The sequence below is a fragment of the Gracilibacillus pellucidus genome, assembly GCF_033949965.1.
In the GTDB taxonomy this organism is placed as follows: domain Bacteria; phylum Bacillota; class Bacilli; order Bacillales; family Amphibacillaceae; genus Gracilibacillus; species Gracilibacillus pellucidus.
The window spans coordinates 1-13,807 of the sequence record NZ_JAWZSR010000002.1 but is presented as its reverse complement, the minus strand read 5'-3'; the positions used below and the strand labels follow the sequence as shown (position 1 = coordinate 13,807).

The 13,807-nt window shown below is 37.7% G+C and carries 12 protein-coding genes; 10 read left to right on the top strand and 2 right to left on the bottom strand.

The window, feature by feature from the left end:
* Positions 1-65 precede the first annotated feature (65 nt).
* Entirely contained in the window at positions 66-2,165 is a 2,100-nt protein-coding gene (locus tag SH601_RS03495; protein ID WP_319956861.1) for a transglycosylase domain-containing protein, read from the bottom strand.
* A 180-nt stretch (positions 2,166-2,345) separates the two neighbouring features.
* Here SH601_RS03495 and speE point away from each other — a divergent pair, with 180 nt between their 5' ends.
* From speE to argS, 5 genes are all read left to right on the top strand, one after another.
* Positions 2,346-3,173 (top strand): spermidine synthase, encoded by an 828-nt coding sequence (speE, locus tag SH601_RS03490; RefSeq protein WP_319956860.1) that lies wholly within the window; start codon positions 2,346-2,348, stop codon positions 3,171-3,173.
* Between the two features lie 12 nt (positions 3,174-3,185).
* Positions 3,186-4,058, top strand: a complete 873-nt coding sequence (gene speB / locus SH601_RS03485) for an agmatinase (protein ID WP_319956859.1) — start codon at positions 3,186-3,188, stop codon at positions 4,056-4,058.
* Positions 4,059-4,193: 135 nt separating this feature from the next.
* Positions 4,194-5,228 carry an AimR family lysis-lysogeny pheromone receptor gene (locus SH601_RS03480; RefSeq protein WP_319956858.1) on the top strand — a complete coding sequence of 345 codons (1,035 nt, stop codon included), beginning with the start codon at positions 4,194-4,196 and terminating at the stop codon, positions 5,226-5,228.
* Positions 5,229-5,241: 13 nt separating this feature from the next.
* Positions 5,242-5,670: a YwiB family protein gene (locus tag SH601_RS03475; RefSeq protein WP_319956857.1), complete on the top strand. Its 429-nt coding sequence runs from the start codon at positions 5,242-5,244 to the stop codon at positions 5,668-5,670.
* Positions 5,671-5,685: 15 nt separating this feature from the next.
* A complete protein-coding gene (argS, locus tag SH601_RS03470) occupies positions 5,686-7,353 on the top strand; it encodes an arginine--tRNA ligase (RefSeq protein WP_319956856.1) in 1,668 nt (555 codons plus the stop codon).
* A 64-nt stretch (positions 7,354-7,417) separates the two neighbouring features.
* Here argS and SH601_RS03465 read toward each other — a convergent pair whose 3' ends face one another.
* Positions 7,418-8,584: a phospholipase D-like domain-containing protein gene (locus SH601_RS03465; protein WP_319956855.1), complete on the bottom strand. Its 1,167-nt coding sequence runs from the start codon at positions 8,582-8,584 to the stop codon at positions 7,418-7,420.
* A 103-nt stretch (positions 8,585-8,687) separates the two neighbouring features.
* Here SH601_RS03465 and SH601_RS03460 point away from each other — a divergent pair, with 103 nt between their 5' ends.
* The 5 genes from SH601_RS03460 to fba all read left to right on the top strand — a co-directional run bounded on the left by SH601_RS03460 (position 8,688) and on the right by fba (position 13,400).
* Positions 8,688-9,275 carry a P-loop nucleotide/nucleoside kinase family protein gene (locus SH601_RS03460; protein ID WP_319956854.1) on the top strand — a complete coding sequence of 196 codons (588 nt, stop codon included), beginning with the start codon at positions 8,688-8,690 and terminating at the stop codon, positions 9,273-9,275.
* Positions 9,276-9,389: 114 nt separating this feature from the next.
* A complete protein-coding gene (rpoE, locus tag SH601_RS03455; protein WP_319956853.1) occupies positions 9,390-9,896 on the top strand; it encodes a DNA-directed RNA polymerase subunit delta in 507 nt (168 codons plus the stop codon).
* Between the two features lie 235 nt (positions 9,897-10,131).
* A complete protein-coding gene (locus tag SH601_RS03450; RefSeq protein WP_319956852.1) occupies positions 10,132-11,730 on the top strand; it encodes a CTP synthase in 1,599 nt (532 codons plus the stop codon).
* Positions 11,731-12,006: 276 nt separating this feature from the next.
* On the top strand, positions 12,007-12,366 hold the full coding sequence (locus SH601_RS03445; RefSeq protein ID WP_319956851.1) for a response regulator: 360 nt from the start codon (positions 12,007-12,009) through the stop codon (positions 12,364-12,366).
* 179 nt (positions 12,367-12,545) lie between these two features.
* The gene (gene fba, locus SH601_RS03440; protein ID WP_319956850.1) at positions 12,546-13,400 is read left to right on the top strand and encodes a class II fructose-1,6-bisphosphate aldolase; all 855 of its coding nucleotides are present in this window, start codon (positions 12,546-12,548) and stop codon (positions 13,398-13,400) included.
* Positions 13,401-13,807 lie beyond the last annotated feature (407 nt).

The window sequence follows — 13,807 nt, the reverse complement described above, 5'->3', positions numbered from 1 at the left end:
GTTTACATGGTAACTCTAAGTTACTAGGACCGGAAAGGCTGGGGAAATCCCCAGCCTTTTTCCGTTTATCCTTCATTTTGTTCACCACGCCATAACCATTCCCACCAGTTTTCTAATAGGTGGCTCTCCGGTATATCAGGGTATTGATAGTCGTTAGCTTCTGCGTTTGGGGTGCATTGGCGTATTGGTTCTGTTCCTTTTACAAAGGGCATCGTATAAGATGTTCCACATTCTTCTGAAGCGAGGTAACCAGTATTTAAATCAATCGCAACTTCTACCACATTATCTGGTTTCACTGGGTGTGTATCAGGTGTATCTTCATGTGTTAGCTCCATAAAGTGTGCCCATATTTCTTTTGCGTATTGTTGTTCGTTAGTTTGGACGATTTCCCGATTATCATCATAACCAATCCATACACCGGCTGTAAGAGAAGGACTGAATCCTACCATCCAATTATCTACGTTTGTTGTACCAGATTTGCCAGCATATTCGTGAGTTAACTCATCTGCAATTGAAGCTCCAGTCACACTCATATAACCATTTAATTCCTCTTGAAACATGCCTTTCATCATATCCGTTAAAATATAAGCGTAATCTTGGCGAAGTAATTGTCTGTCATCTTGCTTGGAAAAAAGACTCCACCCTTCATCCGCTGTATCTTGTTCTTTTTCATATAATATTTCACCATGTGCGTCCGTTATTTTTGTGATGGTATGTGGTTCTATATCTATGCCACCATTAGCGATGATGCTATAGCCGGTAATCATTTCGTCCATTGTTACAACTTCTGTTCCGAGCGCTAAAGATGCTACTGGCTCTAACTCACTTTCAAACTTGAATTTTTCGTGTGCAAGTCGTGCAAATCGTTCAGGTGTTACATACAAATTCGTTTTCACAGCGTAAATATTATCAGAAAGAGCAATTGCTTGTGCCATTGTGATAGGCTGATTAGCATAATAATCATGATAGTTACTTGGTTGATAACTATTACCGTCTGCAAGTTCGAATGTAGTCGGCTTACTCATTAAAGCAGTAGCGGCTGTCATTCCGTTTTCTAAAGCTGCATAGTAGAGAAAAGGTTTAAAGGCTGAGCCAGGCATTCTTTTCGCTTGTGTGACACGATTAAATGAAGAAGACGCATAATTTCGTCCACCGACAAGGGCGGTAATAGCTCCCGAATCTGGTTCCATGGAAGCCGCACCAATTTGGATGTCAGAATCTGCATCCATTCGTTCTGTTGCTTCCTCCATTGCTTGTTGATGGCTCGTGTCAAGTGTAGTATATACTTGGTAACCCCCAGAATGAACGTCTTCGATATCTATATCTAACCGTTCTTGAAGTTCATTGGCGACGACATCTTGAAAATAAGGTGCCATGCTTTTCGTTGTAATATCGCGATCATCTGAGAATGCTAGCGTCTCCGCTACTGCTGTCTCATATGTGTTAGCATCTATCACATTTCTATCACGTAAGTTAGCTAAAATGAGTTCCTGTCGTCCTTTTGCTTTATCGTAATCATGAAAAGGGGAGTAGTGTGAGGGTCCTTTTGGTATGCCGGCTAACATAGCAGCTTCTGACCAGTTAAGGTCTTTTGCGGATTGATCAAAAAACAATCTGCTCGCTGCTTCAATTCCATATGCACCATGTCCAAAATAAATAGTGTTCAAGTATCCCTCTAACAATTCATCTTTATCATAAAACATTTCGAGTCGCATCGTATAAAATGCTTCATACAACTTTCGTTTCCATGTTTTATCATGTGATAAAAAAAGGTTACGCGCATATTGCTGGGTAATCGTGCTTGCTCCTTCTTTTAATGACATCGTGCGAATGTTATTCCAAATTGCTCCACCTAAACGTTTTAGATCGAAACCAAAATGATCATAAAAATGTTGGTCCTCTGTTTGAATAATTGCTTCTTTCAAATGGTCATCTATTTCGTCGATGGAAACCCAGTATCTTTTTTCTGTGCCAAACTCTTCACCGATCACTTCCCCATCATTACTATAATAAATCGTATTTTGTGTGCGATCTAATGAAGGAGGACCAAGTAAAAAAATCGCAACAACTAACACAAGTAAACACGATCCAGCCATTAACACAAGAAAGGTACCAATCTTCAGTAAACCTCTCCATCTTCTTCGCCTGCTCCGTCTCCTCCTCATCGTTACACCTGCCTTTTATATTCGTTCACCAAGAAAATCTCTCCTATAAGCATTATGGATAAAACAGAACGGGTATAAACATATTAGATAAAAGAATGACTTGATTTTTTGCGGAAAAACTCTAGAATAGTATTGTTTACTACAAAAATAATTATTTGATATAGATAAGGGGCGATCCAGGTGGGTCTATGGTTTACGGAGAAACAAACGGAAGATTTCGGTATTACAATGAAGGTGAATAAAACACACCATACAGAACAAACAGAATTCCAAAAGCTTGATATGGTAGAAACAGCAGAATGGGGCAATATGTTACTTTTAGATGACATGGTCATGACAACGGAAAAAGATGAGTTTGTTTACCATGAAATGATGGCACATGTTCCATTATTCACACATCCAAACCCAGAAGCGGTACTTGTTGTCGGTGGTGGAGACGGTGGTGTTATTCGCGAAATTTTGAAACATCCATCCGTGAAAAAAGCAGTGCTTGTGGATATTGATGGGAAAGTAATCGAGTATTCAAAAAAATATTTACCATCTATTGCTGGCAAATTAGAGGATCCACGTGTAGAAGTGCGTGTGGCAGACGGCTTTATGCATATCGCTGAGAGTGAAAATGCTTATGATGTCATTATGGTTGATTCAACAGAACCAGTTGGACCAGCTGTTAACTTATTCACAAAAGGGTTCTATGCAGGGATTCAGGAAGCATTAAAAGAAGATGGGGTCTTTGTTGCACAAACAGATAATCCTTGGTTTAAAGCAGATTTAATTCGACAAGTATATAAAGATGTACAAGAAATATTCCCTGTCACTCGTTTATATACAGCTAACATTCCTACTTATCCAAGTGGACTGTGGACATTTACGATCGGAAGTAAAAAGCATGACCCGTTAGCGGTACAAGAGAATCGCTTCTTCGATATTGATACGAAATATTACACAAAAGAATTGCATCAAGCTAGTTTTGTGTTACCAAAATTTGTTCAAGATCTAACGGTTTAAAGGAGAGGTATCATGCGATTTGATGAAGCATACTCAGGAAAAGTGTTTATAATGGCACAGCAAGATTTATCAGCAAGTGATGTTATCCTTTATGGAATGCCGATGGATTGGACGGTTAGCTTTAGACCAGGCTCAAGGTTCGGACCAAACCGAATTCGTGAGGCATCAATTGGATTAGAAGAATACAGTCCATATTTAGAGCGTCATTTGGAAGAAGTCCATTATTTTGATGCAGGAGATATTCCACTACCTTTTGGTAATCCAGCACGAAGTTTAGAGATGATTCGCGACTATGTGAAGAAAATACTTGCCCAAGGAAAATTCCCGCTTGGCTTAGGCGGAGAACACCTTGTTAGTTGGCCGATTATTGAAGCGATGCACGAAAAGTATCCAGATTTAGCTGTTATTCATATTGATGCCCATGCAGATTTGCGTGAGGAGTACGAAGGGGAGCCATTATCCCACTCCACACCACTTCGTAAAGTGTGTGAGAAGATTGGTCCGGAAAATGTTTATTCCTTTGGTATTCGTTCAGGAGACAGAGAGGAATTTCGCTATGCGAAGGAAAGTGGCATGTATATGGCGAAATATGATGTTGCAGAGCCATTAAAAGAAGTATTACCGACATTGGCGGGACGGCCAGTATATGTAACCATTGATATTGATGTATTAGATCCGGCCTTCGCACCTGGAACTGGAACAGCAGAAGCGGGGGGGATTTCCTCTAAAGAATTGCTAGAAGCTATTCATTCGATTGCTCGCTCAGAGCTGAATGTGGTTGGTGCTGATCTTGTCGAAGTAGCACCGAATTATGATCCGACGGAACAAACAGCGATTGCTGCAAGTAAATTTGTACGAGAAATATTATTGGGCTGGGTTAAATAAATCAGATTAAAGGCAAACGATCATGTAATGTGATAAAATATGATACAATTTATTTATGAATGAATCATATGCAATGACAGGGTACACGAACATTCTTGTAGAACCTTACTTTAAAACTAGGTTAGGGGTTATTACATGAGAAAAGACCAAATCATAAAGGATTTTTTGTCAAAAGCAGAAGTGCCGCTATATGTCGTCTATCGGTATGTAAAAGGACAACCTAATGAGTTAAAAGATATGCGTGAATTATGTTTAGCAAGTGTAGAGGAAGCAAACCAATTTGTCGCGCTAGAATATTTATATGTAAATGGGTTATATGATGAATTAAATATAATGCTCAAAAAGACCGAACATGCATCAAGTAGATGGATTCGGAAGGCTACACGCTTCTATCAAATGATGTATGAGCGCAAAGCATTACGTGCTAAACAATTAAAGCCAGATGCACCTGCGAAATATATTCGGATCGCTAACCGTATCAAGTTAGAGGAAGGAGATTATGTATCACAGATTCTTCGAGATCTCCTGTATGTATATAGCTATTTTGATATGCATCAATACGGGAAAATCGGTACATTTCATCAATTGCTCAAGGATAATCTAAGTCGTGTGCAAGACCCTTTATTACATGAATTATTAGAAAATAGACTAACAGAAGTCATGTTCAACTATCATTGGAAACGAAATGAACTGATTTTGTCTCGAAAGTATGGCTACAAATTGTTGAAAGAAACAAATAATGCGCGGAAGAAAATTGATATCCATAACATGCTAGCACAAGGCTACTTATTTGAAAGCTATGATCAAGCAATGCACCATGTTTTTGTAGCAATAGAACTAGCAAACCAAATTCAGTATGAGCGTGCGTTATATGGGTTAAAAAACTATACACTACCTTTTATTGCTGCGTATTACCAGCGAACAGAAGGGATCACAAGTGAGGATTTAGCAGAACAAGCCCATATTGCTTTAGCAGAAAATGATATCGATACATGTATCCGTATTTTAGAAGGATTTGAGGAGCTGACTCCTTTTCAACAATACTATTTAGGGAAAGCAAAACAAGATAAATATTTGCTGAGAACGGCCTATCAACGTTTTATCGAAGAACGTGATGATTATTTTTATGCAAGATTACCACTTGAAGCGTTAAACGCTCTTGATCAATAGAAGGAATGATAACGTGAATAAGTCATCAGTATCAATTAAAATGACAATGGAGATTAGAGACCATAGTGATAAGGATGTTAACGTGGTCGAGACAACAGGACAGTTAATGGAAAAGGAAGATAAAGCTGTACTAAGATTTAGTGAAACAAATGAAAATAAGGACCAAACAGATTCACTGATTACGATTCAATCTGATAAAGTAAGTATTAAACGATCTGGGGCCGTTTCTATGCTGCAGCAGTTGCAAAGGAAACAAACGACCGAAAATGTTTATCGTCATCAATTTGGTACGATGCATATGGAAACATGGACAGATCAGATTATTTATCAGCCACCAGTTGAGAAGAAAAAAGGAAAACTATTTATCAGCTATCAAACAAGCTTGAACGGGCAAGATCCAAGACGTCACCGTTTAACAATTGAAGTGAAAAAAGAAGACTAATGGAGGTATTTTTTTATGAACGTGATGCAAGAAATGCAGGAAAACTTAAAGACAGAGATTAAACGTGCTGTTCTTGCGGCAGAATTGGCGACAGAAAGCGAGATTCCTGCGATTATTCTCGAACAACCGAAAGATAAAGCACATGGTGATTATGCGACAAATGTTGCTATGCAATTAGCAAGAGTAGCGAAGAAAGCTCCACGCCAAATTGCAGAAGATATTATTGCGAAGCTGGATCAGTCAAAAGCATCAATTAAAAGTGTAGACATTGCAGGACCTGGTTTTATTAACTTTTTTATCGATAATAGTTATTTAACGAATTTGATTCCGACTATTTTACAAGAAGGAGATGCTTACGGGTCTTCTAACACTGGTAAAGGGGAAAAAATTCAAGTCGAATTTGTATCAGCTAACCCAACTGGTGACTTGCACTTAGGTCATGCTCGTGGTGCGTCTGTTGGAGATGCATTGTCGAATATTCTAGCTAAAGCAGGCTACCATGTTGAACGTGAATATTATATTAATGATGCAGGTAACCAAATCAATAACCTTGCATTATCTGTGCAAGCACGTTTCATGCAAGTTTTAGGCAAAGACTTCCCTATGCCAGAGGATGGTTATCATGGTGCAGATATTATCGGTATTGCCGAAACGCTAAAAGAAGAATATGGTGAGGCTTTACTAGAAAAATCGGAAGACGAGCAATTATCCTTTTACCGTGAATATGGTTTGCAATATGAATTAGACAAACTTGCAAAAGATTTAAAAGAGTTCCGTGTAACGTTTGATAATTGGTTCTCTGAAACATCTTTATATAAAGAGGACAAGATTGTTCCAGCTATCGATGTATTAAAAGAAAAAGGCTATATCTTTGAAGAAGATGGTGCGACATGGTTCCGTACGACAGAATTTGGCGATGATAAAAACCGTGTATTAGTGAAAAATGATGGCTCTTATACATATTTATCACCAGATATTGCTTATCACAAAAATAAGCTTGATCGCGGATTTGATAAATTGATTAATGTATGGGGGGCAGACCACCACGGATATATTCCAAGAATGCGTGCTGCTATTCAAGGATTAGGCTATGATGCAGACACACTAGAAGTAGAAATCATTCAAATGGTGAACCTTTTTGAAAATGGTGAAAAAGTGAAAATGAGTAAACGTACAGGTAAAGCTGTAACGTTAAGAGAATTAATGGAGGAAGTCGGAATCGATGCGATGCGTTACTTCTTTGTCATGCGTTCTGCTGATGCTCATTTAGACTTTGATATGGACTTAGCTAAATCAGAATCAAACGAAAACCCTGTATATTATGTTCAATATGCACATGCACGAATTTGTACAATGCTTAAGCAAGCAAAAGACAAAGCAATTGATTTTGCTGATTATGATGCTAGCCATCTTCAATCTGAAAAAGCTCAAGACCTATTGAAAAAACTTGGTGAATTCACACAGGTAGTAGCAGATGCAGCGGAGAACCGTACACCACATAGAATTCCGCAATATCTCTTTGACCTTGCTGCGAACTTACACAGCTTCTATAACGCGGAGAAAGTAATTAACACGGACGATGTAGAAGGAACAAAAGCAAGACTCGCTCTAATGGAAGCTGTTCGCATTACATTAGCAAACGGAATGAAACTAATCGGTGTACACGCACCAGAAAGTATGTAATGAATAGATGCTCCCTCCTATGTTGTATAGGGGGAGCTTTCTTTATGAATGCACTTAGTGAAAATTAAATCAATCCCCGGAAAAAAATAGATACAACACTCAATAGTTTCATGTGCATTGGCTGATGTTTTACCCATTTAAGCGACATTTCATGACTGTCACGCAGATCTATGTCGAAGGTTTTACGCAACTTTTGATACATAGGATGGTCATTTGTAACGAGCAAATTTAACTCTTGGTTCAACTGCATGCTTCTTCTGTCAAAATTTGCGGTGCCAACATCACAAATCTTTTGATCAAAAAAGAATACTTTCCCGTGAAAAAAACCATTATGGTACAAATAAATAGTAGCCCCAGCTTCCTTCATTTTCTTTAAATAAGGTAAGGCAGCAGCTTTTGCGATAAGATGATCTGTTTTTGCTGGATATAGTATCGTCACTTTTACACCACGATTTAGTGCATCTTCAAGTGCTTCATCTAAGCGCTTAGTCGGAACAAAATAGGGGGAACCTATTTCGATCGACTGTTTTGCTTCCTTAATATAAGGTAATAGCTCCTCCTCCAACATATGTCCTTCGGTGGATAAAACCTTCACATCTCCTGACGTAGTAACCTTGGATACTTCTCCCCAATCATTATCAAAGCAATCTTGTAACACATTGCTAATAGTGCCTGTCATGCGCAAATGATAATCACGCCATTTCCCAAGTTGCGGATCTTTTCCTATATATTCATCTCCTAAATTAAAGCCCCCCATATAGCTAATGCACTGATCGATAACGAGCACTTTTCGGTGATTACGCTGTTGCATGTGATAGAAAAAAGGAAGACGAGGAATATTTGTTTTTTTCATCTGCAACTTTTGCTGCAACCATTTGCTTCGAAATTTTATACTACCAGCCCAATCCGTTAATAACCGAACTCGTATACCTTCTAGCTGTTTTTCTATCAGTAATTGATAAATTTCGTTGCTCATTTTATCGTTTCGAATCGTGAAAAACTGCATGTCAATCGACTGCTTTGCCTTTTTTATGTCATCCTTCATTGCTCGGAATAATTCTTCCCCTTGCGCATATACTTCTACTTTATCTATAGAAGCAGCATAGTGTTGGCTATTGTTGTAGCGTGTATAAAGATATCGACCAATCTGATAATCTAAGATAATCAACAAAATGAATAAGACTAGGCATAGGAACCAAACCATTGTTAGACCCTCCATTTCTTTCTTCATTACTATCTCCAAAAAGGGGGGAAATTAACATAATGGATGCGTTTTTTTTGATAATAAGTTAACATATAGAAGAGATAAACAAATTCAGAAGAGGTGTTTAGTCATGCAAAAGTTAGTCTTTTTTGTAGGGGTAGCGGGAACAGGGAAAACTACGGTAGCAGAGCGAGTGTCTGCCCATATTCCGTGTGCCTTTCTAGATCGTGATACAGTCGGAGGGCGATTTGTAGAGCGCTTTCTAGAAGTGAATGACTTAGATCCAAATGATCGTGATTCACAATTTTATAAAGAGAACCTTAGAGATTTAGAATACGATACGACAAAAGATATATGTATTGAAAATTTACGTGTTGGACAAAATGTTTTTATGATTTCACCATTTACCGCAGAATTGAAAAATAAAGATTGGATAGAAGAAGTACTTGCAGCAAGTGGTAAAACCAAAGAAGAGATCGATGTAAAAGTCGTCGTTGTCACGCTGCAAGACATTGATCAGCAACGCGATCGTATTGAAGAACGAGGAACGGTTCGTGATACATGGAAGCTAGAGAATTGGGAATCTTATGAAACAAGAGTAGATTTCGTACCGACGATCAATTGGGATATTCCGCAAGAAAATATTGAGATCTTTGATAATTCTGGTGATTTAACTACGACAAAAGTAGAAAAACTTGTATCCTTTTTGAATAACTAGCTTCTAGAAAGATTGTTGCAATTCAATTAACAAAGCCATATAATATGATGGTAGAACGTAACCAGTAAATAACCTTTCTTTACATATAGATTAGAAAAAAAGGAGTGCTAGACTGTGAGTGTAAAGGACTTAACGAAAGATCAAATCAACGAAATGGCAATGATTGATATAGCAACATTAATTTTAGAAGAAGAAAATAAAGCAATGGATTTCCGTGACATCTTTGACAAAGTTGCTGCGTTAAAGGGATTTTCAGAGCAAGAAAAAGATGAAAATATTCAGCAATTCTATACAGATCTAAATATTAATGGTCATTTCATGACGAAAGGGTCTAATATTTGGGGCTTAAAAAAATGGTATCCGGTTGAAGAAATCGATGAAGATATCACAACAGCACCGAAGAAGAAGAAAAAGAAAAAAGCGAAGAAAAAAGCACCAGTTGAAGAGATTGAGGAAACGGAAGATCTTGACGAAACAATTATTGATGAAACAGATCTAACAGACTTCGATGAGGATCTTGAATCAGATGATATCGCTGATGATGATTTTGATTTTAATGATGATGATTTAGAAGATGACATCGATGATGATTTCGATACAGATGACGACTTAGAAAAATAGTTCCATCATATACTTGACTTTCCACAATGTTCTGAGTAAAATTTTTATTGGGCTCCATAATTTTATTTGGAATATACAGCGTTCCCCTGCTTAAGGGGAGCGCTTTTTATTTTTTTATACAGTTTTTATACAAGTGCTACTGGAGTGAACCATTTTTTCAACAAGCTAAGTATGACTCATAGAAAGAATACTTAGGCTAAAGATATAACAAATTCAAAAGAAAGAGGGATACAGCGTGACAAAATATATCTTTGTAACAGGCGGTGTGGTTTCTTCCATTGGAAAAGGAATTACAGCAGCATCTTTAGGACGTCTTCTGAAAAATCGAGGGCTAAATGTAACTATTCAAAAGTTCGATCCATACATTAATGTGGATCCAGGAACAATGAGTCCATATCAGCATGGTGAAGTGTTCGTAACAGATGATGGTGCGGAAACAGACTTAGATTTAGGACACTATGAACGTTTTATTGACATCAATTTAAACAAATATAGTAACATCACGACAGGAAAAATCTATTCAACCGTAATTAAGAAAGAACGTCGCGGTGACTACTTAGGTGGAACGGTCCAAGTTATTCCACATATTACGAATGAAATTAAAGACAAAGTATTTCGCGCTGGTGAACAGACAAATGCCGATATCGTTATTACAGAGATCGGTGGTACGGTTGGTGATATCGAGTCACTTCCTTTTATTGAAGCAATTCGCCAAATTAAAAGTGATATTGGTAAAGAAAATGTTATGTACATTCACTGTACACTTGTTCCTTATATTAAGGCTGCTGGAGAGTTAAAAACAAAACCGACACAACATAGTGTGAAAGAATTACGTTCATTAGGTATTCAACCAGATGTGATCGTACTGAGAACAGAACATAAAATTAGCCAAGAAATGAAGCAAAAAATTGCGTTATTCTGTGATATTAATGAAAAAGCAGTAGTAGAATCTGGAGATGCCGATACACTTTATCACATTCCTTTAGCAATGCAAGAACAGAAGCTTGATCAATTAACTTGTGATCATTTTGGGTTAGAATGTGGACAAGCAGATATGACAGAGTGGAATGAATTAGTAGAACGAGTAATTAATCTTTCGAAAAACATCAAAATTGGTCTAGTCGGAAAATATGTAGAATTACCAGATGCTTATATTTCTGTTGTAGAGGCGTTAAAACACGCAGGATTTGCACATGATGCGGAAATTGAAGTGAAATGGATTAATGCGGAAAGTTTAGATGAGACGAATGTAGCAGAAGAATTAGCAGATGTAGACGGACTTCTTGTACCAGGTGGTTTTGGTGATCGTGGTATTGAAGGGAAAATCGAAGCGATTCGCCATGCTCGTGAAACAAAATTACCTTTCTTAGGAATTTGTTTAGGTATGCAGCTTGCGACAGTAGAATTTGCCCGAAATGTACTAGGATTAGAAGGTGCTAATTCAGCTGAGATTAACCCAGAAACGCCATATCCAATTATAGACATTTTACCAGAACAGAAAGATATTTCTGATCTTGGTGGAACATTACGTCTAGGATTGTATCCATGCCGTTTGAAAGATGGAACAAAAACAAAAGAAGCATACGGTAATGAAGATGTTGTATATGAGCGTCACCGTCACCGTTTCGAGTTCAATAACCAATACAGAGAACAAATGGAAAGTAATGGCTTTGTATTCTCAGGAACAAGCCCTGATGAGAAATTAGTAGAGACAATCGAATTAAGTGATCATCCTTGGTTCGTTGCATCGCAATTCCACCCAGAATTTAAATCAAGACCTACAAGACCACAACAATTATTCAACGGTTTCATTAATGCAGCTGTGAATAAATAATATAGTGAGTGAAACCGCCATTTTCTTAGAATATGGCGGTTTTTTCTATTACTGTTTTATAGTGAAGAAAGAAAACGCTCGAATAGAGCAGGAAATCCCTCAGTTTATATCGAATATTTACAATAGATGATATACTCAGAGCTTGACTCAACAGCTATACAAAGTGAACCTTCAATCAGTGGAAGTTTTAAACTTCCATTGATTGCTAGTGACACTTGTCAGGAAGTTTACATCGTGAAAAATAGAAAAAAAGCATAAAAAAGGAGCTGGCGAACAATGGAGAAAACAGTACTAGTAGTAGATGATCAAATCGGTATACGACTTTTACTAGAGGAAGTCATTCAGCAAGAGGGGTATAAAGTGGAGGTAGCTGTGAATGGTAAGGAAGCATTAGATAAGGTCCAGAATAATCAGCCAGATATGATGATGCTTGATTATAAGCTACCAATTATCGATGGGCCTAATTTAGTTAAACAATTAGAAGAACAAAATAGGATGATACCTACTATTATTATGAGTGGTTTGCCAGACAAAGCGGAAGTAGAAATGAAAAAATTCGCATCTGTCAAAAAGATAATCGGGAAACCTTTTCAGTTAAATGATATTCGTATTTTAGTGCACGATCTTTTGGGATAATGGTTATTATTTTACGCTTTAAAGTTTAAATATTGAGAATTTGAGCATTTAAGCGCTTTCTAATAACTGTTTTGTTGCACCTTTTTGCTGGAATTGGTATTCTATATAATAGATACAATCTTTCGACAAAGATTGATTGTGAAAACAATTGTAGTTACATACCTAAAGGAGGAGCAATTATGCCATTAGTATCAATGAAAGAAATGCTTATCAAAGCTAATGAGAATGGCTATGCTGTAGGTCAATTTAACATTAATAACTTAGAGTATATCCAAGCTATTCTTCAAGCTGCTGAAGAAGAACAATCACCAGTAATTCTAGGTGTATCTGAAGGTGCCGGTAAATATATGGGTGGCTTCAACGTAGTAGTTGCAATGGTAGAAGCAACAATGGAAGCACAAGGTACAACAGTTCCAGTTGCTATCCACTTAGACCACGGTTCAAGCTTTGAATCTTGTGCGAAAGCAATTCATGCAGGTTTCACATCTGTTATGATTGATGCTTCACACGATCCATTCGAAGAAAACATTGCGGTAACATCTAAAGTTGTAGAACTTGCACATTTCCACGGAGTATCTGTTGAAGCTGAGCTTGGAACAGTTGGTGGTAATGAAGATGGTGTAGAAGGCGGAATTATGTACGCTGATACAAACGAATGTAAAGAATTAGTTGACCGTACTGGTGTTGACTGTCTTGCGCCTGCATTAGGTTCAGTACACGGACCTTACCAAGGTGAGCCTAACTTAGGTTTCAAAGAGATGGAAGAAATCAACACTGTTGCTGGAATTCCATTAGTACTTCACGGTGGAACTGGTATCCCTGTAGCTGATATCCAAAAAGCAATCTCTTACGGTACATCTAAAATCAATGTAAATACAGAGAACCAAATCCAACAAACACAAGTAGTTCGCGAAGTATTAGAAGCGAACCCAGAAATGATCGACCCTCGTAAATACCTAGGACCAGGCCGCGACGCGATTAAAGATACAGTAATCGGTAAAATGCGTGAATTCGGTTCTAATGGCAAAGCATAATATAGATGGAAGAGCTGTAGTATTACTGCAGCTCTTTTTATTTTTAATTAAAAAAATTCAGTAACTCATAAGTCGAATGAAAGTCCGAATGGAGAGCAAAACCCTCACTCGGTCACTCATCAAGCCGACGAAAGCCCGAATGGAGAGTAGAAGCCCTCGCTCGGTCACTCATCAAGCCGATGAAAGCCCGAATGGAGAGTAGAAGTCCTCGCTCGGTCACTCATCAAGCGAATGAAAGCCCGAATGGAGAGTAGAAGCGATTAAGTCTATATAATTGTGTAAAAAGAAAGGGCATCATAGTTCCTCATGTTACAATGTTTTCAACCACGAAAATAATAAACAGGAGGAATATATGATGACCCAAATCAATTTTACACTAGATTTCGAAAAACTAAAAGAGGAATTGA